Origin of the sequence: Paracoccus aerius (assembly GCF_014656455.1) — a bacterium.
GTDB lineage: Bacteria > Pseudomonadota > Alphaproteobacteria > Rhodobacterales > Rhodobacteraceae > Paracoccus > Paracoccus aerius.
Genome location: NZ_BNCL01000003.1, coordinates 277,715 through 301,030, shown reverse-complemented (window position 1 = coordinate 301,030; position 23,316 = coordinate 277,715). Strand labels below are relative to the sequence as shown.

The window sequence follows — 23,316 nt, the reverse complement described above, 5'->3', positions numbered from 1 at the left end:
TGAGGTAAGAATGCCCGTCGTCGTCGTGGAATCCCCGGCCAAGGCCAAGACCATCGAGAAATACCTCGGCGGCGATTATCGCGTGCTGGCCTCGTTCGGCCATGTCCGCGACCTGCCCCCCAAAGATGGCAGCGTCGATCCGAACGACGATTTCGCCATGAAATGGGAGGTCGCGGCAGACAGCCGCAAGCACCTCAAGGCGATCAAGGACGCGCTGAAGGACGACCAGACCCTGATCCTGGCGACCGACCCCGACCGCGAGGGCGAGGCGATTTCCTGGCACCTGCTGGAGGCGCTGTCCCCGGCGCTCAAGAAGGGTGCCGAGGTCAACCGCGTCACCTTCAACGCCATCACCAAGACCGCCGTGACCGAGGCCATGGCCAATCCCCGCCAGATCGACCAGCCGCTGGTCGATGCCTATCTGGCGCGTCGCGCCCTGGATTACCTGGTGGGCTTCAACCTGTCCCCGGTCCTGTGGCGCAAGCTGCCGGGCGCGAAGTCGGCGGGCCGGGTGCAATCCGTCTGCTTGCGCCTGATCGTGGACCGGGAAATGGAGATCGAGGCCTTCAAGGCCCGCGAATACTGGTCGGTCCATGCCCGCCTGGCGACTCCGGGCGGCGCGGAATACGACGCCACGCTGGTGTCGCTGGCGGGCGCGAAGCTGGACCGCTTCGACCTGCCGACGGCGGAAAAGGCCGCCATGGCGGTCAGCGCGGTCGCCAGCCGCGACCTGCGCGTGACCAGCGTCGCCGCCAAGCCCGCGACGCGCAATCCCTGGCCGCCCTTCATGACCTCGACCCTGCAGCAGGAAGCCAGCCGCAAGCTGGGCATGGGCGCCAAGGCCTGCATGTCGGCGGCCCAGCGTCTGTATGAGGCGGGGCTGATCACCTATATGCGGACCGACGGCATCGACATGGCGCCCGAGGCCGTCCATGCCGCCCGCGACGCGATCAAGGCCAAGTTCGGCGACAAATACGTGCCGTCCAGCCCGCGGATGTACAAGAACAAGGCCAAGAACGCGCAGGAAGCGCATGAATGCATCCGCCCGACCGACATGATGCTGTCGCCCGACAGGTTGAAGGTCACGGCGGACGACCAGCGGAAACTGTATGACCTGATCTGGAAGCGCACCATCGCCAGCCAGATGGAAGCCGCCCGCATGGAGCGCACCACGGTCGAGATCGCCAGCCCTGACGCCCAGGTCGGCCTGCGCGCGACGGGCCAGGTGATCCTGTTCGACGGTTTCCTGCGCGTCTATGACCAGGGCCGCGACGACGACGACGGCGAGGACAGCGCCCGCCTTCCTGCGATCCAGCAGGGCGAGGCCGCGAAGCTGGTCGGCAAGGCCTTCGAGGCCGAGTTCGCCAAGGCGCGCGAAAAGGACGACCCGGTTCCCGCCGCGCCTGCCGGACAGCGCGCCGCCCCCGGCCTGCTGCTGAACGACACGGCCGCCGTTGCCGCGCGGCAGCACTTCACCCAGCCGCCCCCCCGCTATACCGAGGCGACGCTGGTCAAGCGGATGGAGGAACTGGGCATCGGCCGGCCTTCGACCTATGCCAGCATCGTCACCACGATCCAGGACCGCGAATATGTCCGCAAGGACAAGAACCGCCTGATCCCCGAGGACAAGGGCCGGCTGGTCACGATCTTCCTGACCAAGTATTTCCCGCGTTACGTCAGCTATGACTTTACGGCGGATCTGGAAAACGAACTGGACGAGATCAGCGCAGGCGACCTGGTCTGGCGCGAGGTTCTGGGTCGCTTCTGGAAAGATTTCTCGAAGGCGCTTGAAGGCACGTCGGAACTGCGCATTTCCGAGGTTCTGGACGCGATCGACGACGCCCTTGCCCCGCATCTCTATCCGCCGCGGGCCGATGGCGGCGATCCGCGCGTTTGCCCTGTCTGCGGCGCGGGACGGCTGAACCTGAAGACGGCGCGGTCGGGAGGGGCCTTCATCGGTTGCTCGAACTATCCCGAATGCCGCTATACGCGCCCGATCTCGTCCCCCGACGGCGAGGAAGCCGTGGGCGACCGCATCCTGGGCGAGGATAATGGCGACCCGATCAGCCTCAAGACCGGGCGCTTCGGCCCCTATGTCCAGCGAGGCGAGGCGACCGAGGAGAACCCGAAGCCGCCGCGCGCCTCGCTTCCCAAGGGCTGGAACCCGGCGACGCTGGATCTGGACCGGGCGGTGCAACTGCTGTCGCTGCCGCGTCCGGTGGGCCACCACCCCGAGGATGGCGAACTGATCGAGGCCGGGATCGGCCGGTTTGGTCCCTATGTGAAGCACGGCTCGAAATACGCGAACCTGCCCGACGTGGAGGAAGTCTTCACCATAGGCATGAACCGCGCGGTCGAGGTTCTGGCGGCCAAGCAGACCCGCGGACGGGCAGCGGCCGCGGCACCCCTGCGCGAGTTGGGCGATCATCCCAGCGGCGGCGCGATCCAGGTGATGAACGGGCGCTATGGCCCTTATGTCAAATGGGAAAAGGTGAACGCCACCCTGCCCCGCGATGTCACGCCCGAGGATCTGACGGTCGAGCAGGCGCTTGAACTGATCACCGCCAAGGCCGGCAAGTCGCCCGCCCGGAAGACCGCGGCCAAACCCGCGGCCAAACCCGCGGGCAAGACGGCGGCAAAGAAAGCGACGGCTAAGAAGCCTGCCGCTGCCAAGCCGGCCGCAAAGAAGACAGGCGCGGCGAAGGCTGCATCAAGCAAGGCGTGATCGCCGGGGCAGCGGGGTCCGTCCAGAACCTGCTGCCCGACCTTGCTGAAGTGACCCTCAGCCCAACCGGACGCAGCCTGCTGCGCTCCGGTCCCTCCAAGGGCTGCGCGTTGCGCGTCAGCCACAGCGCCCGGTCGGTTGGCGGTTCATCTGAACCTGCCCGGGCCGTCCGCATCTTAACCTGCACCGGCATCCAGCAGCCTTCCGACCAATTCGGAACTGTTGCGCACGCCCATCTTGCGGATCATGTTGGCGCGATGGACCTCGACGGTGCGGGGGGAACAGTCCAGCGACTTGGCGATCTCCTTGCTGGTGAAGCCGTTGACCAGATAGCGGGCGATGCGCTTTTCCGTGGGCGTCAGCGGGCCGCCGCCCGCCACCGGGCTGTCCAGCGGCCGATAGGTCCAGACCGCCAGGCGATGCGGATCGTCCTGGTCCATCGTCCGGCCCCTGCCCTCCATCCAGACGATCTGTTCGTTCTTGCGCCGCATGAATCGTTCGTCCTGGTAGAAGGGGTTGTCCTGCATGGCCTTTCGCGCCCGTTCCCCCACCAGCCGGAAGTCGGTCTGGCCGGGATAAAGGACCTGCATCGACTGGCCCTCCAGGTCCTGCGGCGTCCAGCCGAAGACGGTTTCCACCATCAGGCTGGCCCTGACGATTACCCGGTCCGCCAGAATCAGCGTGGCGTCGGGGGCGTTCTGGAAGGCAAGGGCGTCGTAATCCTTGGTCGCACCATGGGTTCGGGGGCTTGGCATGATGGCACCGTTACTTATCGGCATACGTGTTTTTACGGATAGAGCATTCCGCGGCCATGCGACAGGATTTTCCTCGAAGCGGCGGCGCCTGTGCCGTCGGGATCATCAATTCGACTGGGGCGGAGAATGACAGGATCGAAAAAGGTTTACGCCACTGCGGACGCGGCGCTTGAGGGGCTGCTGCATGACGGGATGCTGATCGCGGCCGGGGGCTTTGGCCTTTGCGGCATTCCCGAACTGCTGATCGACGCATTGGTCAGAAGCGGGGTCAAGGACCTGACCATCGCCTCGAACAACTGCGGCGTGGACGGCTTCGGACTGGGCAAGCTGCTGGACACGCGCCAGATCAGGAAGATGATCAGCAGCTACGTGGGCGAAAATGCCGAATTCATGCGCCAGTATCTGTCGGGCGAGCTTGAGCTGGAGTTCAACCCGCAGGGCACGCTGGCCGAACGGATGCGCGCCGGCGGCTGCGGCATCCCCGGCTTCTATACCAAGACCGGCGTCGGCACGGTCATCGCCGAGGGGAAGGAGGTCAAGACCTTCGACGGCCAGGACTACATCCTGGAACGCGCCATCGTGGCCGACCTGTCGATCGTGAAGGCCTGGAAGGCCGACGACACCGGCAACCTGGTGTTCCGCAAGACCGCCCGCAACTTCAACCCGCCTGCCGCCATGTGCGGTCGCGTCTGCGTGGCCGAGGTCGAGGAGATCGTTCCGCGCGGAAGCCTGGACCCGGACATGATCCACCTGCCCGGCATCTATGTCCACCGGATCGTCCAGGGTCCGCACGAGAAGCGCATCGAACAGCGCACCACCCGCAAGAAGGAGACCGCGTAATGGCCGAAGCATCCAAGGGTTGGGATCGCAACCAGATGGCCGCGCGGGCGGCGCAGGAACTGGAAGACGGGATGTATGTCAACCTCGGGATCGGCATCCCGACGCTGGTCGCCAACTATGTGGGCGACAAGGACATCACGCTGCAGTCGGAAAACGGGATGCTGGGCATGGGCCCCTTCCCGTTCGAGGGAGAGGAAGACCCCGACCTGATCAACGCGGGCAAGCAGACCATCACGGAACTGTCGCGCACATCCTATTTCGACAGCGCGACCAGCTTTGGCATGATCCGGGGCGGCAAGATCGCCGCCGCCATCCTGGGCGCGATGGAGGTGGCCGAGAACGGCGACCTGGCAAACTGGATGATCCCCGGCAAGCTGGTCAAGGGCATGGGCGGGGCCATGGACCTGGTCGCCGGCGTGGGGCGCGTGATCGTGGTCATGGACCATACCAACAAGGCGGGCGAATCAAAGGTGCTGCGCGAATGCACCCTGCCCCTGACCGGAAAGGGCGTGGTGGACCGCATCATCACCAACCTGGGCGTGCTGGACGTGGTGCCGGGCGGGTTGAAGATCGTCGAATGTGCCGAGGGCGTCACCGAGGAGGAACTGCGCGCCGCAACCGAGGCCACGATCGTTTCCTGAGACGCCGCGCAAGGCGGAAATCTCGGCGGGGGGCCTTGCCCCCCGTCGCCGTTTCGGCGACTCCCCCCAGGATACTTGGGCACAGAAGAGGAAGGGACGTCATGACCGCCGAGCAGATCGCCGCGCTGTTCACCCGGCCGGACGGGACATTCCTTTGCGCCCGCTGGGGGCGGCCGGTTGCGCCGGTGATCTTCGGGCTGGCCGACGAAAGCCTCGACATCTTTCGCGGCGCCATCCGCGCGGGCTTTGCCCATGCCCGTCATCCCCTCGCGGACACGGACCCTGACATGGGGGCGAACCTGATGCTGTTCTTCGTGCGGGATTGGGCGGAACTGGCCGATGTGCCTGACCTGGACCGGCTGACCGATGCGCCGGGCCTTCCTGGTCGGCTGGCGGACGCGGATGCGGACCAATACCGGATGTTCCGCTTTGACGCAGACGGCGGCATCCGCGCCTGCCTGGGCTTCCTGCGCATGTCCGGCCCCCTGGCCGAAAGCCACCCGGCGCAACTGGCCGAGGCGCTGTTCATGCGCTGCGCGCTGACCTTCGCGCGCGACATAGCCCCTTCGGCCGGGATGGCGGCCTTGATCCGGGCGGCCTATGATCCGGTCCTGCCGGTCGCGGCAACGGATGCCGCCCATGCCCTGCGTCTGGCGGCCAGAATGGGGAACGCATGACGCACAGCATGTTCGTCCGGGTTTACTACGAGGACACCGATCTTGCCGGGATCGTCTATTACGCAAACTACCTGAAGTTCATCGAACGAGGCCGGTCGGACTGGCTGCGCGACTTGGGGATCGACCAGGTGGCGATGAAGGACGGCGGCCATGTCTTCGCCGTCCGCCGGATCGAGGCCGATTACTTGCGCCCCGCCCGCTTCGACGACCTTCTGGCGGTCGAAACCAGGCTGGTCCAGATGACCGCGGCGCGGATCGTGGTGGACCAGACCGTCCGGCGCGGGGACGAGGCGCTGTTCGCGGCACGGGTCACCCTGGCCTGCCTGGACGGCGCGGGACGGCCGGTGCGGCTGCCCCGTGCCCTGGCCCATGCCCTGGCCATTGACTGAGGCGCGCGGGCCGCACCTGTCGGACAGTGACGGCATTGTGTTGCAGCCAGGGGCTGCAACCTTTGCTAGGAAGGCGCTAGAAGGCCCGCAAACCGGCCAGGACCAAGGCCGGATTCGTGACGGATCACGACGAAAAGGCAGTGAAGATGGAACCGATCCAGGCCGCGCAGGCCCTTGATTTCTCGTTGATGGCGCTTTTTGCGCGGGCCTCGCTGACGGTGCAGGTGGTGATGGTGCTGCTGATCGTGGCCTCGGTCTGGGCCTGGGCCATCATCATCCAGAAGTTCCTGGCCTTCGCCAAGGCCCGCAAGGAGGCCGCACGCTTCGACCGCGCCTTCTGGTCGGGCGAGCCGCTGGACGACCTGTATGACCGGCTGGGCGACCGGCCCTCGGGCGCGTCGGAACGCATCTTCGCCGCCGGCATGACCGAATGGCGCCGCAGCCACCGCGACGACGGTGGCCTGATCCCCGGCGGACCCGCCCGCATTGACCGCGCCATGAACGTCGCCATCCAGCGAGAAGAGTCGCGCCTGTTCCGGGGGCTGTCCTTCCTGGCGACGGTGGGGTCCACCGCGCCCTTCATCGGCCTGTTCGGCACCGTCTGGGGCATCAAGACCGCCTTCGAAGGCATCGCCACGTCCCAGGACACCAGCCTGGCCGTTGTGGCCCCCGGCATCGCCGAGGCGCTGCTGGCCACCGCCCTGGGCCTTTTGGCCGCCATTCCCGCCGTCGTTTTCTACAACAAGCTGTCCGGCGACGCCGAGCGCGTGACCGGCAACTGGGAAGCCTTTGCCGACGAGTTCTCGACCCTGCTGTCGCGCCAGATGGACGAGGCGTAAGATGTCGGGCGCCGTCGTCAAGCGGGTCAGCCGCAAGGGCCGGGGCAGGCGCCGCAACGCGCCGATGTCCGAAATCAACGTCACGCCCTTCGTGGACGTGATGCTGGTGCTGCTGGTCATCTTCATGGTGGCGGCACCCTTGATGACGGCGGGTGTGCCGCTGAACCTGCCGCAGACCGCAGCCACCGCCGTGCCGACCGAACCGGAAGAACCGCTGGTGATCTCGATCCCCGCCGATGGCGACGTGGTGCTGATGGACGCGCCGGTGGCGCAGGACCAGATCGTCACGCGGCTGCGCGAGATCCTCGCCAGCCGTGAAAGCCAGCGGGTTTTCCTGCGCGCGGACGGGGCGATCCCCTATGCCCGCGTGGTGCAGGTCATGGGCGCGCTGAATGCGGCCGGGCTGTCGGATATCGTGCTGGTGACGGATACCGGCGGGCCCAGGATGGACGGCTGACGCCATGGAAGACCGCGAGGGCCGCATCGGTTGGTGGGTTTCGGGATCGGCGCATGGCGCGCTGATCCTGTGGGCGATCCTGGGCGGGGTGTTCCTGCGCCCGCAGCCCTCGGCCCCCCTGCGCACGACCGAGGTCGCCACCATGAGCGGGGCCGAGTTCGAAGCCCTGGCCGCCGCATCCCGTGGCGCGGGTCCCGTCGGGCGCGATGCAACCGCCGTCGCCACCCTGCCCGCCCCTGCCGCCGAGGAGGATGCAGGCCAGATGCCTGCCGGTGCCAGTGCCCCGGATGCTGAAGCCGCCGCGCAGGCCCTGACCAGTCCCGATACGTCCGAGGCGCAGCCCGACCTGTCCGATTTCGACCGCCCCGACCCGGTTGCCGTGGCGACCGATCTGGGCGCGCTAAGCGAGAACCAGACGGCGGACGACGCCGCACCGGAAACGCCCGCCGCCACCGATGCGCCTGTGGCCGATGCCCAGCCTGCGCGTCCTGCCGCACCCGCGGCCGACCGGGCCGCCCCTGCCGCGCCGCAGTCCGAACTGGCCTTGGACCGGTCAGCCCTGCCCCGGCAGCGTCCCGAAGGGCTGGTGGAACAGCGCAATGCCCGGCTGGCCCAGCAGGAGGCCGAGCGCCGCGCTGCCGCCGAAGCCGCCCTTGCCGCCGAAGAGGCAGAGCGCGCCGCCGCCGCGGCCGAGGAACGCCGCCTGACGGCCGAGCGCGAGGCCGCCGAGGAAGCGCGCCGCGCCGAACAAGCCGCGGCGGAAGAAGCCGAGCGGCAGGCCGAGGCGGAACGCCAGCGGGCCGCTGCCGAAGCCGAGGCCGATCGTCAGGCCGCCGAGCGTCGCGAGGCGCAGGAGCGGCGGGAGGCTGCGGAACAAGCCGAGCGAGAGGCCGAGGAACGGCGAGAGGCCGAAGCCCGTGCCGCCGAGGAACGTCGCGCCGCCGAGGCACGCGAAGCCGAGGAAGCGGAACGTCAGGCCGAGGCAGAGCGCCGCGAGGCCCAGGCCCGCGCCGAAGAAGAGCGTCGGGCCGCAGCCGAACGGCGCGCCGAGGAGGAACGCCGCGCGGCAGCGGAACGTGAAGCCGAAGAGCGTCGCGCCACGGCCGAACGCGAGGCCCGCGAAGCCGAGGAACGCCGCGCCGCCGAGGCCGCCGAGCGAGAGGCCGCCGAGCGCCGGGCGGAAGCCGAGCGGCGGGCCGAGGAAGAACGCCAGGCCGCTGCCGAGCGAGAGGCTGCGGAACGCGAAGCGACCGAACGGGCCGCTGCCGAGGCCGCGCGTCAGCAGGCGCTTGAGGATGCGCTGCGCGAGGCGCAGGAAGGCAATGCAGGGGCCGAAGGGACCGACACGGCCTCGACCGGCGATGCGGCGGGCGGCAACAGCCAGACCATCGAGGGTGGATCGGGCGCATCGGCCGCGCAGGACCCGCTGGCCGCGGCCCTGGCCGGGGCCATGGCGGGCGGCGGGGCCGAGGGCACGGATGCCACGCAGGGTGGCTTTACCGAGCCGCTGCAGCTTGCGCCTTCGGCCATCCGTCCCACGCCCCTGGATGGCGGCATCGACATGTCCAGCCTGTCCGAAGCCCAGCCCCTGTCGCTGGCCGAGAAGGACGCCTTCCGTGCCGCGATCCGCCAATGCTGGAACGAAGGCGCGCTGTCGCTCGAGGCGCAGCAGATGTCGGTCTCGGTGGCGTTCAGCATGACTGCGGACGGCAGGCCGATCGATGCCAGCCTGCGGATCGCGGATTACCGGGGCGGCACGGATGCCGGCGCCCAGCACGCCTTCCAGGTTGCCCGGCGGGCGATCATGATGTGCGGCGGCGCGGGCTTCCCGCTGCCCTTCGACAAGTTCAGCCGTTGGCGCGACGTGGTGGTCGAGTTTCGCCCCGACGGCATCGGGTTTGACTGACGCCGGGGATTTCCCGGCCCTGTCGCAAGGATGATGAGGATATGATGCTTCGGACGCTGACCGTGACCCTGTCGATGGCGCTGGCCGCCGTCGCAGTGCCCGCCCTACCCGCCCTGGCGCAGGACGGGCCGCTGAAGATCGAGATCACCGATGGTGTGACCGAGCCGATGGCGATCGCCATTCCCGCCTTCCACGGCGATGCCGAGGTCGCGCAGCGGGTCCGCGACGTGGTCGCAGCCGACCTGACCGGCACCGGCCTGTTCCGCGAGATCGCCGCAGGCGCGGCCGCCGCGCCCGGCAGCTTTGGCGAGGCGATCGCCTATGAGGACTGGCGGGCGGCCAGTGCCCAGGCGCTTGTCTCGGCCGAGGTGACGCAGTCGGGCGACGCGATCAGCGTGAAGTTCCGGCTGTATGACGTCTTCGCGGGCCAGCCGCAGGGCGACGGAATGCAGTTCGACGCCCGCGCGACAGACTGGCGCCGCGCGGCCCACAAGATCGCCGACCAGATCTATGCCCGTCTGACGGGTGAACAGCCCTATTTCGACAGCCGCGTGGCCTTTGTGCAGGAAATCGGTCCCAAGGACGCGCGGATCAAGCGCATCGGGGTCATGGACTATGACGGCCAGAACATCCTGTGGATGACGGACAGCGCCTCGCTGGTGCTGGCGCCGCAGTTCTCGCGCGACGGGCGGCGGCTGGTTTATACCAGCTTCGACAGCGGCTTCCCGCAGATCCGGGTGCTGGACATCGCCACCGTGTCGTCGCGCCCGCTGACGCAGGACGCGAACAGCATGGCCTTTTCGCCCCGCTTCAGCCCGGACGGACGCTGGATCGTCTATTCCCGCGAACAGGGCGGCAATACCGATATCTGGCTGATGGACGCGGCCTCGGGCGCGCAGCGGCCGCTGGTGCAGTCGCCCTCGATCGATACCGCGCCCAGCTTCAGCCCCGACGGCCAGCGGATCGTGTTCGAATCCGACAGGTCCGGCAATCCGCAGCTTTACGTCGTGGGCGTGAACGGCGGCGAGCCGACGCGGATCAGCTTCGGCGACGGGCGCTACGGATCGCCCGCATGGTCGCCCAAAGGGGACCTGATCGCCTTTACCAAGCAGGTCGGCGACCGCTTCCACATCGCCACGATGCGCACGGACGGATCGGCCGAAAAGACCCTGACCGAATCTTTCCTTGACGAGTCCCCGACCTGGGCCCCCAATGGCCGCGTGGTGATGTTCACGCGGGTCGCGCCCGGCGGAAACGGCCAGCCGAAGCTGCATTCGGTGGACATCACCGGGCGCAATATGCGACCGCTGAGCCTTGACTTTGCCGCCTCGGATCCTTCTTGGGGTCCGTTGATGCCCTGAGCCACCGCGCCGGAAGGATAGCCCGATGATCGTCTGGAAAAAGCCCACTGCCGCCGCCCTGCTGCTGACCCTCGCCGCCTGCGCGCAACCTGCGCCGCCGGTCGTCCAGGCGCCGGTGGTCGATCCCTATGCCAATGCCGCGGGCGGCGCGCTGTATCAGGGCGACCTTGCGGGCGGGGTGCTGGGTGCCCAGGCCACGGCGGAATACTTCAACAACAGCGTGGGCAACACGGTGCTGTTCCCCGCCAACCAGACCGCCCTGACGACCGAGGCGCGCGGCATCCTGGCGCGCCAGGCGGAATGGCTGAAGACGCACACCAACTTCAGCGCCGTCGTCCAGGGCCATGCCGAGGAAACCGGCACGCGCGAATACAACCTCGCCCTTGGCGCGCGCCGCGCCAGTGCGGTGCAGGAATACCTGATCGCGCAAGGCGTGGGTTCTGACCGCATCCGCACGCTGAGCTTTGGCAAGGAACGCCCGCGCGAGGTCTGCTCGGACGAGGCCTGCTATGCCAACAACCGCCGGGCCGTGACCGTGGTCAGCGCCACGGGGGCCGGATCGTGATCCTTCGCGTCATCGCCGCAGCCGCGCTGGCCGTGACGGTGGCCCTGCCGCTTGCGGCCCAGGAACCCGGCCTGGCCGATCTGCGGGCCGAGCTGAACGCGGTGCGCGGCCAGTTGCAGTCCTTGCGGTCCGACCTTGTCGCCTCGGGGGCCGAGGGCTTCCAGGCCGCAGGCGGCGACGCCGCCATCGACCGCATGAACGCGATGGAGCAGCACCTGGCGCGGCTGACCGATCGGACCGAGCAGTTGCAGAACCGCATCGACCGGATCATTGCCGACAGCAACCGCCGCATCGCCGACCTCGAATTCCGGCTGTGCGAAATGGACGAAACCTGCGATCTGGCCGCCCTGACCACGCCCGATCCCGGCCGCCTGCCCGGCAGCCTGCCTGGTGGCCCGACCGCGCCCGCCCTGCCTGCAACGCCGCAGCAGCCTGGCAGCAAGCCGGCCTCGGCGGGCGAGCAGGCCGATTTCGACGCGGCGCGCCAGGTCATGGCCAGCGGCGATTTCCGTCGGGCGGCCGATATGTTCGGCACCGTCGCCCAGACCCATGCCGGAGGCGCCCTGACGGCCGAAGCCCTGTTCTTGCGCGGCGCGGCCCTGGACAGCGCGGGCGACCTGCGCGGGGCGGCGGCCGCCTGGCTGGAAGGCTTCTCGGCCGATCCCGACGGTCCGCGTGCCGCCGAAAGCCTGCTGGGCATCGCCCGCGTGATCGAAGGCGAGGGCGATTCCACCGCCTCCTGCCTGTATCTGGCCGAAATCCCCGCCCGCTTCCCCGGCACCCCCTTCGCCGCCGAGGCCGAGACGCGGATGAGCCGGCTGGCCTGCGGCAGCAACGACCTGGGTGCGTTGCCCCCCGGCTTCAATGCCGAGGGAGAGGCCGAGGCTGATCTGGCCGAACATCAATAGCCGCGCCATGACCCTGCCCGCCGCCGATCCAGCCTTCCGCGTTCACGCAGCCCTGGACCGGCTGGCAGGCGACATGCCCGCGATCGGCGTGGCGGTGTCCGGCGGCGGGGATTCGGTCGCGCTGATGCATCTGATGGCCGAATGGGGACGCGGCCGCCGGATCATGGTCGCCACCGTGGATCACGGCCTGCGCACGGAAAGTGCCGATGAAGCGCGCCAGGTCGGCCGGGCCGCCCGCGCCCTTGGGCTGTCCCATGCGACACTCTTGTGGCAGCGGGGAACGGATGCCGGGAACCTGATGGCCAATGCCCGCGACGCCCGGCTGCGCCTGCTGGCGGGATGGGCGCAGCGCAACGGGCTGTCGGCGGTGGTCCTGGGGCATACGGCGGACGACCAGGCCGAAACGCTGATGATGCGCCTGGCGCGCGGATCAGGGATCGATGGGCTGGCCTCGATGGCGGAATGGCGCGATGCCTTCGGCACCCGCTGGCTGCGGCCGATGCTGGGCACCGGACGGCAGGACCTGCGCGACTGGCTGCGGGCGCGCGGGATCGCCTGGATCGACGATCCCAGCAACGACAACACCGACTTCGACCGCGTCCGCATCCGGCAGGCCATGCAGGCGATGGGCCTGGACGTTCCCGCCCTGGCCCGCGCCGCCTGCCACATCCAGGAAGCCAGGGACGCGCTGTCCCACTATGCCGCCCATGCCGCCCGCGAGGCCGAGGCGCGGGACGGCAGGCTGACCCTGCCGCGCCGGGCCTATCAGGACGCCCCGCCCGAAATCCGCCGCCGCCTGATCGTCGCGGCCTGCCGCTGGATCACCGGCGCGGATTATCCGCCTCGCCGCGCCACGGTCCTGCACGCACTGAACGCAGTCGCCACGGGGCATCGTGTCACGCTGGACGGCGCGCTGATCGAACCGGCCGGGGACCGCATCCGGCTGTTCCGGGAAACCGCCGCTGCGCTGCGGGCGCCGGAAGTCCAGGACGGGATTTGGGACAACCGGTGGGAGGTCAAGGGCTTGAGGCCTGGCCAGCATGTCGCGGCCCTGGGCTTGGGCGAGGTCGCGCGCGTCAAATGGCGGCTTGCGGGCCTGTCGCGGGACGAGGCTGCCGCCAGCCCTGCCGTCTGGGAAGGCGACCGTCTGGTGGCCGCGCCTCTGGTCCGCCCGCAGGCACCCTTCGAGATCTTCCCGGTCCGGGTTGCGTCACATTTCCGCAGGCTGGTGATGGCGCATTGAACCTGCGCCCAGAATCCCTATTTTCAAGCCAAACCGCTTTCCGCCGGAGGTCCGATATTGGGCAACGCACGTAATCTGGCCTTCTGGGTCGTCCTTTTCCTGATGATCCTGGCGCTATTCAACCTGTTCAGCGACGGCGCCACCACCATGAACAGCCGGCAGATCAGCTATTCCGATTTCATCCAGCGGGTGGATAACGACCAGATCGCCTCGGTCACCATCGATGGAGAGGAACTGGCCGTCACCGGCACGGATGGCAACCAGTATGTCGCCATCCGCCCCCAGGGCGAGGAGATCGCGGACCGGCTGATCTCCAAGAACGTGGATGTGAAGGTCGTGCCCCAGCAGCAGTCGGGCTTCATGTCGCTGCTGGGCGTCTGGCTGCCCTTCATCCTGCTGATCGGGGTCTGGATCTTCTTCATGAACCGGATGCAGGGCGGCGGCAAAGGCGGCGCGATGGGCTTTGGCAAGTCGCGCGCCAAGCTGCTGACAGAAAAGCACGGCCGCGTCACCTTTGACGATGTGGCCGGCATCGACGAGGCCAAGGAAGAGCTTGAGGAGATCGTCGAGTTCCTGCGCAACCCGCAGAAATTCAGCCGTCTGGGCGGCAAGATCCCGAAAGGCGCGCTGCTGGTCGGCCCTCCGGGCACGGGTAAAACGCTGCTGGCCCGCGCCATCGCGGGCGAGGCGGGCGTGCCCTTCTTCACCATCTCGGGGTCCGATTTCGTCGAAATGTTCGTGGGCGTCGGCGCATCCCGTGTCCGCGACATGTTCGAGCAGGCCAAGAAATCCGCCCCCTGCATCGTCTTCATCGACGAGATCGACGCCGTGGGCCGCGCCCGTGGCGTGGGCATCGGCGGCGGCAACGACGAACGCGAACAGACGCTGAACCAGCTTCTGGTGGAAATGGACGGGTTCGAGGCCAACGAGGGCATCATCATCGTCGCCGCCACCAACCGCCGCGACGTGCTGGACCCCGCCCTGCTGCGCCCCGGCCGCTTCGACCGCCAGATCCACGTCCCCAATCCCGACATCAAGGGGCGCGAGAAGATCCTGTCCGTCCATGCCCGCAAGGTGCCGGTCGGCCCCGACGTGGACCTGCGAATCATCGCCCGCGGCACGCCGGGCTTCTCGGGCGCCGACCTGATGAACCTGGTGAACGAGGCCGCCTTGATGGCGGCCCGCATCGGCCGCCGATTTGTCAGCATGGAAGATTTCGAGAATGCCAAGGACAAGGTCATGCTGGGCGTGGAACGCCGCAGCATGGTCCTGACGCCCGAGCAGAAGGAAAAGACCGCCTATCACGAGGCCGGTCACGCGGTCGTCGGCCTGAGCCTGCCGAAATGCGACCCGGTCTACAAGGCCACGATCATCCCGCGCGGCGGTGCCCTGGGCATGGTGGTGTCCCTTCCGGAAATGGACCGCCTGAACTTCCACAAGGACGAGGCCAAGCAGAAGCTAGCCATGACCATGGCCGGCAAGGCTGCCGAGATCATCAAATATGGCGAGGAAGGCGTGTCCAACGGCCCCGCCGGCGACATCCAGCAGGCCAGCCAGTTGGCCCGGGCGATGGTGATGCGGTGGGGCATGTCCGACAAGGTCGGCAACATCGACTATGCCGAAGCGCATGAAGGCTATAACGGCTCGACCGGTGGCTTCTCGATTTCCGCCGCGACCAAGGAACTGATCGAGCAGGAAGTCCGCGATCTGATCGAGCAGGGCTATCAGGACGCACGCCGCATCCTGATCGAGAAAGAGGCCGAGTTCGAGCGGCTGGCCCAGGGCCTGCTGGAATACGAGACGCTGACCGGCGAGGAGATCGGCAAGGTCCTTCGCGGGGAAACCCTGGGCGGCGACGATGACACGCCCAGCAGCCTGATCCCCTCGGTCACGGCGATCCCCAAGGCGGGCAAGCCTGCCACGGGCGGCGATCCCGCCCCTGCATGAACCGACAAGCCCCGGCCTCGCGCCGGGGTTTTCTTTGGCCTTGCACCCTCCGGCCGCCCGGTGCATCCCCCTGCCAAACAAACGGAGGGTCCGATGCAGATCGACGACATCTCGGACATGGCGACCTTGCGCGCCCATATCGACGCCCTGGACGAACAGCTTGTGGGCCTTCTGGCACAGCGCCACGCCCTGATCGCCCGCGCCGCCAAGATCAAGGAACAGATCGGCCTGCCCGCCCGGATCGACGACCGGGTCGAGGAAGTGGTCGCAAACGCGGGTCGCCACGCCGCATCCCGCGGTCTGGATCCCGCCCTGATCGAGAATATCTGGCGCCAACTGGTCGAAGCCGCCATCGCGCAGGAAGACCGCTACCTGAACGGAGACCGCCCGTGACAGCAACATCGCCCCTGACCGCCACGCTGATTGACGGCAAGGCCTTTGCCGCCGGCTTGCGCACCCGCATCGGGACCGCCGTTGCAGCCCTGAAGACCCAGGGCATCACCCCGGGCCTGGCGGTCGTGCTGGTTGGCGAAGATCCGGCAAGCGAGGTCTATATCCGGTCCAAGGGACGGATGACGCGCGAAGTCGGCATGAACTCGTTCGAACACCGGTTGCCCGCCGACACGCCGCAGGCCGATCTTCTGGCGCTGATCGACCGGCTGAACGCGGATCCGGCGGTCAACGGCATTCTGGTGCAACTGCCCCTGCCCCGCCACATGGACGAGGCCGCCGTCATCAATGCCATCGACCCGGCCAAGGACGTGGACGGCTTCCACATCCTGAACGTGGGGCGTCTGGCCACGGGGCAGAAGGCGATGGTGCCCTGCACGCCGCTGGGTTGCCTGATGCTGCTGCGCGACCAGTTGGGCAGCCTGTCCGGCAAGAATGCCCTTGTTATCGGCCGCAGCAACATCGTCGGCAAACCCATGGCGCAACTTCTGCTGCGCGACAGCGCGACGGTCACCGTGGCCCATTCCCGCACCGCGAACCTGCGGGACCTGTGCCGACAGGCCGATATCGTTGTCGCCGCGGTCGGACGCGCCCGTTTCGTGCAAGGCGACTGGATCAAGCCGGGCGCGGTTGTGATCGACGTTGGCATCAACCGCACCGATGACGGGCTGGTCGGCGATGTCGATTTCGTTTCTGCCAGCCAATTCGCGGGCGCGATCACCCCGGTTCCAGGCGGCGTCGGCCCGATGACCATTGCCTGCCTGCTGGCCAACACCTTGACCGCAACCGCCCGTGCCAACGGCCTGCCCGATCCCCAGGGTTTGACGCCCTGACGGGCAACCCCATCATCTTCCGTGCACAAATATCCCGGGGGGCTGCGCGGCACGCGCGGCAGGGGCAGCGCCCCTCCCCGACCTGCCACCCAAACCTCAGCCGTCGAACAATGTCCCCTGCTGCGCCGGCGCCGGCGCAGCAAGCCCCAGGTGACGCCACGCCCCCGACGTCAATTGCCGGCCGCGCGGCGTCCGGGCAATCAGTCCCTGTTGCAGCAGGTAAGGCTCGATCACTTCTTCGATCGCGTCGCGACTTTCGGACAGGGCAGCGGACAGGGTTTCCACGCCCACGGGACCACCACCGTAATGTTCGGCCATCTGCAGCAGGTAGCGCCTGTCGGCGCCGTCCAGACCCATGTCATCCACGCCCAGGCGGGTCAGGGCGGTATCCGCGATCCCTCGCGTCAGCCGCCCGTCCCCCTCGACCAGGGCAAAGTCCACCACGCGCCGCAGCAGCCGCCCCGCGATGCGGGGGGTTCCACGGGCACGGCGGGCAATCTCTCGCGTGCCGTCGGGTTCGGCGTCGATGCCCATCAGCCGCGCGCCTCGCTGCACGATCAGGTCCAGTTCGGCCACCGTATAGAATTCCAGCCGCGTCGGAATGCCGAAACGGTCGCGCAGGGGCGTCGTCAGAAGGCCAAGCCGGGTCGTCGCGCCAACCAGCGTGAAGGGCTGCAACTCGATCCGGACGGTGCGGGCGGCGGGGCCTTCGCCGATGACCAGATCCAGTTCGAAGTCCTCCATCGCGGGATAAAGGATCTCCTCGACCGCCGGGTTCATGCGGTGGATCTCGTCGATGAACAGCACGTCCCGCGCTTCAAGGTTGGTCAGGATCGCGGCCAGATCGCCGGCCCGCGCCAGCACCGGTCCGGATGTCATGCGAAAGTTCACGCCCAGTTCGCGGGCCATGATCTGCGCCAGCGTGGTCTTGCCCAGGCCCGGCGGGCCGAAGAACAGGGTATGGTCCATCGCCTTGCCGCGCATCTTGGCGCTTTCGATGAAGACGCGCAGGTTGGCGCGGGCATCGGCCTGGCCCACGAATTCCGACAGCATCTGCGGGCGCAGGGCGCGGTCTTCGGAATCGCTGTCCATCGGTTCGGGTCGCAGGGTCGGGTCGGGCTGGATCATCCGCGCCCCCAGGGGCCGTCATCGCGGCCGCTGCGGGGAATGGGGGACGCCCGTTCCGCCATGGCAGGCCGCCCCTCAAGCGCCATCAGGCGGGCGATCCGGTCCTCGGTCGCGGGATGGGTGGCGAACAGGCGGTCCATGCGCAGCCCGCCCAGCGGGTTGACGATGAACATAGATGCCGCCGCCGGGTTCTTTTCCGCCGGGATGTTCAGCACCCGCCCCGCCATCTGCGAGATCTTCGCAAGGGCCGAGGCCAAGGCACGCGGCTGCCCGCAGATCTGCGCGCCGGTCGCATCCGCCTCGAATTCCCGCGCTCGGGAGATCGCCATTTGCACCATCATGGCGGCCATGGGAGCAAAGATCATCGCGAGGATCGCCCCAAGCCCGCCGCCCCGGTCGTCGCGCCCGCCGGTGAACAGCATCATGTTGCCCATCATCGCGATGGCGCCGGCCATTGTGGCGGTGACGGTCATGGTCAGCGTGTCGCGGTGCTTGATATGGGCCAGTTCATGGGCAATCACGCCCGCGATCTCGTCGCGCGACAGGGCACGGACCAAGCCCTGCGTCACCGCCACCGCCGCGTTTTCCGGGTTGCGGCCGGTGGCAAAGGCATTGGGCTGTTCGGTTGGCAGCAGATAAAGCTTGGGCATCGGCAGGTCAGCCCGCCGCGCCAGTTCGGCGGTCAGGGCATAAAGATCGCCGCCCTGCTGGGGGGACAGTTCCACCGCACCCTGCTGGCGCAGGACCATCTTGTCGCTGTTCCACCAGGAAAACACGTTCATGCCGCCCGCCAGCAGCAGCGCGACCACCGCGCCGCCCTGTCCGCCCAGCATCCAGCCCAGCACCATGACCAAGGCGGTCATGGCGGCCATCAGGATGAAGACCTTAGCGTTCCCGTGCATCAGAACCCCCTTATTCCTTCGGCGCAAGCAGGCGCAGCGCCGCGCGGATCAACGCGGGAGTTTGGGCGGCGGGTTCCCGCGCCTGCGCCTCGGCCACAGCCTGCGCGGCCTCGCTGGCAGCATAGCCCAGATTGGACAGTGCGGACAGCGCGTCCGAGGTCGCGCGCGCGGCAAGCATCGCGTCCGATGGCGCAGCAGGCCTGGCGGGGGCACCGGCAGGTTCAAGGACAGCGGCATCCGTTTCGACCAGCGGTACGCCCATGTCCACGCTCAGCGTCGCGCCAAGCGCCATGACCGAGGGCGCCTTGTCCTTCAGCTCCAGCACCACCCGCTGGGCAAGCTTCGGCCCTACCCCCTGCGCCTTGCGGACGGACGCCCAGTCGCCCAACGCGATGGCGCGGCCCAGCCCCTCGGCCCCCAGCGTTCCCAGGATTGCCAGCGACACCTTGGCGCCAACGCCCTGCACGCCCGTCAGCAGCCGGTGCCATTCCTTTTCCAGCATCGACGTGAAGCCGAACAGTTGCAGCAGATCCTCGCGCACCATCAGGTCGGTATAAAGCGCGACCGCCTGCCCCACCGGCGGCAGGCTGGCGGCGGTGCGTTCGCTGACATGGACGATATAGCCGACGCCCCGCACGTCGATCAGGACGTGGTCGCGGGCGCGGTGCAGGATGATCCCGGCGATGCGGCCGATCATGCCGTTCTCGCAATGCGCAGGGTCCGGCCTTGAAGATGGCGGGCATGGCAGATGGCAATGGCAAGGGCATCGGCGGCATCGGCGCTGTCGAAGGTGACGCCGGGAAGCTGGACCTTGACCATGTGCTGCACCTGTTCCTTGCCCGCATGGCCTACGCCGACCACGGTCTTCTTGACGGCGTTGGGGGCGTATTCCCCGATGGCCAGCCCGGCCTCGGCCGGGGCCAGCAGGGCGATGCCGCGCGCCTGGCCCAGCTTCAGCGTGCCGACGGCATCCTTGTTGACGAAGGTCTGTTCGACGGCCGCGGCATCCGGTGCATGGGCCGCGATCACTGCCGTCAGGCCGCGGTAAAGCTGCAACAGCCGCACGCCCAGATCGCCCCCGTCGGTCTGGATCACGCCATTGGCCACATGGCGCAGGCGCGATCCGTCAACCGCGATCACGCCCCAACCCATGTTCCTCAGCCCCGGATCAATGCCCAGAACGCGCATGAACTGCCCTTTCGGTTTTCCGCAGGCCTAGCACGAAACGCGAACATTTGCCTAGGGTCAAAGCTATTCCTCGACCACGTCCAGGACACCGGGGACGGCGCGCAGGGCCTGTCGGGCGGGGGTGGTCAGGGGGGCGTCATTCGCCACCTCGATCTCGATCACCTCGTCGCCTTCGCGGATGCGCAGCAACACGGGGCCACGCGACCGGGCGGGCACGGTGATCTCGGTGCGGATGCGGGCCAATGTCTCGGCCAGGCGGGCGATGGTGTCGCTGCCCTGCATTTCCACGGCAAGGCAGCCCGCCCCGGCGTCCGCCACCACCTCGTCCATGGCCGCAACCGAGTTCGCCAGCATCTTGACCCCGTCGCCCGAGGGTTCGACCTTGACCTGCAAGACTACGTTCTGCCCCGGCTCCAGCCGGTCGCGGGACGCGGTCAGCAGGTCGGAAAACACCGTCACCTCGTATAGCCCGGTCGGGTCGGACAGGCTGACAAAGGCATAGGGCGTGCCCTTGGCGGACTTGCGTTCCATCCGCGCGGCGACCGTGCCCGCGATGCTGGCGACCAGGGGTCCGCCCAAGGCCTCCTGGCTGATCTCGGCCAGGGTCATGACCTTCTTGCGCTTGAGCGCGGGCAGATAATCGTCCAGCGGATGCCCGGACAGGTAGAAGCCCACGGCCTTGTGTTCCTCGGCCAGCTTTTCAGTGGGCAGCCAGACCCCCGTGATGGGCGCACGCGGCGGCGGCAGATCCTCTCCCCCGCCGAAAAGGGATGTCTGGCTGGAGGCCGCCTGTTCCTGCACCGCAGCCGACCAAGCGCAAAGCGCGTCCAGCCCCTTGACCACGCGGGCGCGGTTGTCGTCCAGCACGTCGAAGGCCCCGGCGCGGGCCAGCATCTCCAGCGGGCGCTTGCCCACGCGCTTCATGTCGACGCGGCGGGCGAGGTCGTGGATGTCGCGGAAGGGCGTGTCGCCCCGCGCGTCATGGATCAGCTTCATCGCGTCCACGCCGACGCCCTTCAGCGCGCCCAGGGCGTAATGGATGCGGCCCTCGCGCACGCTGAAGGTGGGCGCGGACCGGTTCACGCAGGGCGGCACGATCGTGATGCCCATGCGGTCGCATTCGCGCTTGTAGATCGCCAGCTTGTCGGTCAGGTGGATGTCGCAGTTCATCACCGCGGCCATGAACTCGACCGGGTGGTTCGCCTTCAGCCAGGCGGTCTGATAGCTGACCACGGCATAGGCCGCCGCGTGCGACTTGTTGAAGCCGTAGTTGGCAAATTTCTCTAGCAGGTCGAAGACCTCGCCCGCCTTCTTGGCGTCCACGCCGTTCGCCACCGCCCCATCGACGAATTTCGGGCGTTCCTTGGCCATCTCGGAGGCGATCTTCTTGCCCATAGCGCGGCGCAACAGGTCCGCGCCGCCCAGGCTGTAGCCCGCCATGACCTGCGCGATCTGCATCACCTGTTCCTGATAGACGATGATGCCCTGGGTTTCCGCCAGGATCGGGTCGATGGAGGGGTGCAGCGATTCCAGTTCCCGCAGCCCGTTCTTGACCTCGCAATAGGTCGGGATGTTCTCCATCGGGCCGGGACGATAGAGCGCGACAAGCGCCACGATATCCTCGATGCAGGTGGGCTTCATGCGCCGCAGCGCGTCCATCATGCCGCTGGATTCCACCTGGAACACCGCGACCGTCTTGGCGCTGGCGAACAGGTCATAGGTGGCCTTGTCATCCAGCGGGATCAGGTTGATCTGGTTCTCCGTCCCGGGCGCCGGATCGTAAAGCTTGCGCCCGTCCGCCGCGACATGCAGCGGGCGCCCGCCGCCGTTGATCAGGTCCACCGCGTTCTGGATCACCGTCAGCGTCTTGAGGCCCAGGAAGTCGAACTTCACCAGCCCGGCCTGTTCCACCCATTTCATGTTGAACTGCGTGGCCGGCATGTCGGATGCCGGATCGCGATACAGCGGCACAAGCTGGTCCAGCGGCCGGTCGCCGATTACCACGCCCGCCGCATGGGTGGATGCGTTGCGGTAAAGCCCCTCAAGCTGCTCGGCATAGTCCAGCAGGCGCTTGACGACCTCCTCCTTGGCGGCCTCGCGCAGGCGGGGCTCGTCGGCGCGGGCCTTGGCGATGCTGACGGGCTTCACGCCCTCGACCGGGATCATCTTGGACAGGCGGTCCACCTGGCCGAAGGGCATCTGCAACACGCGGCCCACGTCGCGCACGGCGGCCTTGGACAGAAGCGCGCCGAAGGTAATGATCTGGCCCACCTTCTCGGCCCCGTATTTGTTCTGGACATAGCGGATCACTTCCTCGCGCCGGTCCATGCAGAAGTCGATGTCGAAATCCGGCATCGAGACGCGTTCGGGGTTCAGGAAGCGTTCGAACAGCAGGTTGTAGCGCAGCGGATCCAGGTCGGTGATCGTCAGCGCATAGGCCACAAGGCTGCCCGCGCCCGACCCCCGGCCCGGCCCCACGGGAATGTCGCGTTCCTTGGCCCAGCCGATGAAATCCGCCACGATCAGGAAATAGCCGGGAAAGCCCATCTGCTCGATGATGCCCAGCTCGAACTCCAGCCGCTGGTGGTATTCCTCGACGCTGACGGCATGGGGGATGACGGCCAGCCGACGCTCCAGCCCTTCGCGCGCCTGGCGGCGCAACTCGCTGACCTCGTCGTCGGCGAAGCGCGGCAGGATCGGGGCGTGCTTTTTGACGGCGAAGGCGCAGCGGCGCGCGATCTCGACGGTGTTTTCCAGGGCCTCGGGCAGGTCGGCGAACAGCACGGCCATTTCCTCGGCCGTCTTGAAGTAATGCTGCGGCGTCAGGCGGCGGCGGGGCTGCGACTGGTCCACATAGGCCTTTTCCGCGATGCAGATCAGTGCGTCATGGGCCTCGAACATCGACGCCTTGGGGAAATAGACATCGTTCGTCGCGACCAGCGGCAGGTTCTTGGCATAGGCCAGGTCGATCAGCCCCGCCTCGGACGCGGTCTCGGCGGGCATCAGCTGCCCGTTCTCGCCTGGATGGCGCTGCAATTCGACGTAAAGCCGGGTCGGAAAGGCGGCGGCCAGCCGGTCGGCCAGGGCATCGGCCTTGTCGCGCTGCCCTTGCGCGATCAGGCAGCCCAGCGGCCCGGTCGCGCCACCGGTCAGGCAGATCAGGCCTTCCGACCGCGCGCATAATTCATCCACGGTGATATGGGGCAGCGCGCCGCCGTCGCGCAGGTAAAGGCATGTCGACAGCGCCATCAGGTTCAGCCAGCCCGCCTGGTTCTGCGCCAGCAGCACGACCGGCCCCGTCGCCCCGTCCTGCAGGGTGATCTGGCAACCGATGATCGGCTGCACGCCCTTGTCCATCGCCTTCACGCTGAATTCCAGCGCCGCGAACATCGCGTTGGTATCCGTCAGCGCGACGGCGGGCATCCCGGCATCGGCGGCCAGTCCCGGCAGCTTGCCGACCGGGATGGCACCTTCAAGCAACGAATGCTCGGAATGTGTGCGCAGATGGATGAATCGGGGATTTTCTGAAGGCATGGACGGGTTCTATCGCAACCTGCCGAAA

At 67.9% G+C, this 23,316-nt stretch carries 21 protein-coding genes; 15 read left to right on the top strand and 6 right to left on the bottom strand.

Annotated features, from left to right (window positions below):
• Positions 1-10 precede the first annotated feature (10 nt).
• Complete coding sequence (topA, locus tag IE224_RS05650) at positions 11-2,725, top strand: type I DNA topoisomerase (protein WP_191308653.1); 2,715 nt, start codon at positions 11-13, stop codon at positions 2,723-2,725.
• A gap of 176 nt (positions 2,726-2,901) precedes the next feature.
• Here the strand turns inward: topA and IE224_RS05645 are convergent, their stop codons facing one another.
• Entirely contained in the window at positions 2,902-3,480 is a 579-nt protein-coding gene (locus IE224_RS05645) for a LuxR C-terminal-related transcriptional regulator (protein ID WP_191308651.1), read from the bottom strand.
• A gap of 126 nt (positions 3,481-3,606) precedes the next feature.
• Here IE224_RS05645 and IE224_RS05640 point away from each other — a divergent pair, with 126 nt between their 5' ends.
• From IE224_RS05640 to folD, 14 genes are all read left to right on the top strand, one after another.
• A complete protein-coding gene (locus tag IE224_RS05640) occupies positions 3,607-4,320 on the top strand; it encodes a CoA transferase subunit A (protein ID WP_191308649.1) in 714 nt (237 codons plus the stop codon).
• A complete protein-coding gene (locus IE224_RS05635; protein ID WP_167621341.1) occupies positions 4,320-4,961 on the top strand; it encodes a CoA transferase subunit B in 642 nt (213 codons plus the stop codon). The genes IE224_RS05640 and IE224_RS05635 overlap by 1 nt, the downstream gene beginning before the upstream one ends.
• Before the next feature lie 101 nt (positions 4,962-5,062).
• Positions 5,063-5,638 carry a hypothetical protein gene (locus IE224_RS05630; RefSeq protein ID WP_191308648.1) on the top strand — a complete coding sequence of 192 codons (576 nt, stop codon included), beginning with the start codon at positions 5,063-5,065 and terminating at the stop codon, positions 5,636-5,638.
• Complete coding sequence (gene ybgC, locus IE224_RS05625) at positions 5,635-6,027, top strand: tol-pal system-associated acyl-CoA thioesterase (RefSeq protein ID WP_191308646.1); 393 nt, start codon at positions 5,635-5,637, stop codon at positions 6,025-6,027. Before IE224_RS05630 ends, ybgC begins: the two co-directional genes overlap by 4 nt.
• Before the next feature lie 146 nt (positions 6,028-6,173).
• Positions 6,174-6,866, top strand: coding sequence for a protein TolQ (gene tolQ / locus IE224_RS05620; RefSeq protein ID WP_191308752.1), 693 nt, complete (start codon positions 6,174-6,176; stop codon positions 6,864-6,866).
• Position 6,867: 1 nt separating this feature from the next.
• Complete coding sequence (locus IE224_RS05615; protein ID WP_167621338.1) at positions 6,868-7,323, top strand: ExbD/TolR family protein; 456 nt, start codon at positions 6,868-6,870, stop codon at positions 7,321-7,323.
• Between the two features lie 4 nt (positions 7,324-7,327).
• On the top strand, positions 7,328-9,229 hold the full coding sequence (gene tolA / locus IE224_RS05610) for a cell envelope integrity protein TolA (protein ID WP_191308644.1): 1,902 nt from the start codon (positions 7,328-7,330) through the stop codon (positions 9,227-9,229).
• A 44-nt stretch (positions 9,230-9,273) separates the two neighbouring features.
• Positions 9,274-10,590, top strand: coding sequence for a Tol-Pal system beta propeller repeat protein TolB (gene tolB, locus IE224_RS05605; RefSeq protein WP_167623370.1), 1,317 nt, complete (start codon positions 9,274-9,276; stop codon positions 10,588-10,590).
• Positions 10,591-10,615: 25 nt separating this feature from the next.
• Entirely contained in the window at positions 10,616-11,155 is a 540-nt protein-coding gene (pal, locus tag IE224_RS05600) for a peptidoglycan-associated lipoprotein Pal (protein ID WP_167621336.1), read from the top strand.
• Positions 11,152-12,063 (top strand): tol-pal system YbgF family protein, encoded by a 912-nt coding sequence (locus IE224_RS05595; RefSeq protein WP_191308642.1) that lies wholly within the window; start codon positions 11,152-11,154, stop codon positions 12,061-12,063. The genes pal and IE224_RS05595 overlap by 4 nt, the downstream gene beginning before the upstream one ends.
• 7 nt (positions 12,064-12,070) lie before the next feature.
• Positions 12,071-13,306: a tRNA lysidine(34) synthetase TilS gene (gene tilS / locus IE224_RS05590; RefSeq protein WP_191308640.1), complete on the top strand. Its 1,236-nt coding sequence runs from the start codon at positions 12,071-12,073 to the stop codon at positions 13,304-13,306.
• Between the two features lie 57 nt (positions 13,307-13,363).
• Positions 13,364-15,253 (top strand): ATP-dependent zinc metalloprotease FtsH, encoded by a 1,890-nt coding sequence (gene ftsH, locus IE224_RS05585; RefSeq protein ID WP_167621334.1) that lies wholly within the window; start codon positions 13,364-13,366, stop codon positions 15,251-15,253.
• A 93-nt stretch (positions 15,254-15,346) separates the two neighbouring features.
• Positions 15,347-15,646 carry a chorismate mutase gene (locus tag IE224_RS05580; protein WP_191308639.1) on the top strand — a complete coding sequence of 100 codons (300 nt, stop codon included), beginning with the start codon at positions 15,347-15,349 and terminating at the stop codon, positions 15,644-15,646.
• 14 nt (positions 15,647-15,660) lie between these two features.
• A complete protein-coding gene (gene folD / locus IE224_RS05575) occupies positions 15,661-16,536 on the top strand; it encodes a bifunctional methylenetetrahydrofolate dehydrogenase/methenyltetrahydrofolate cyclohydrolase FolD (RefSeq protein ID WP_191308750.1) in 876 nt (291 codons plus the stop codon).
• Positions 16,537-16,632: 96 nt separating this feature from the next.
• Here folD and ruvB read toward each other — a convergent pair whose 3' ends face one another.
• From ruvB to dnaE, 5 genes are all read right to left on the bottom strand, one after another.
• Entirely contained in the window at positions 16,633-17,664 is a 1,032-nt protein-coding gene (gene ruvB, locus IE224_RS05570; protein ID WP_191308637.1) for a Holliday junction branch migration DNA helicase RuvB, read from the bottom strand.
• Positions 17,661-18,566, bottom strand: coding sequence for a zinc metalloprotease HtpX (gene htpX, locus IE224_RS05565; RefSeq protein WP_191308635.1), 906 nt, complete (start codon positions 18,564-18,566; stop codon positions 17,661-17,663). The genes ruvB and htpX overlap by 4 nt, the downstream gene beginning before the upstream one ends.
• 10 nt (positions 18,567-18,576) lie before the next feature.
• On the bottom strand, positions 18,577-19,263 hold the full coding sequence (gene ruvA / locus IE224_RS05560) for a Holliday junction branch migration protein RuvA (RefSeq protein WP_167621329.1): 687 nt from the start codon (positions 19,261-19,263) through the stop codon (positions 18,577-18,579).
• Positions 19,260-19,754 (bottom strand): crossover junction endodeoxyribonuclease RuvC, encoded by a 495-nt coding sequence (ruvC, locus tag IE224_RS05555; protein WP_191308634.1) that lies wholly within the window; start codon positions 19,752-19,754, stop codon positions 19,260-19,262. Before ruvC ends, ruvA begins: the two co-directional genes overlap by 4 nt.
• A gap of 63 nt (positions 19,755-19,817) precedes the next feature.
• A complete protein-coding gene (gene dnaE / locus IE224_RS05550) occupies positions 19,818-23,288 on the bottom strand; it encodes a DNA polymerase III subunit alpha (protein ID WP_191308632.1) in 3,471 nt (1,156 codons plus the stop codon).
• Positions 23,289-23,316 lie beyond the last annotated feature (28 nt).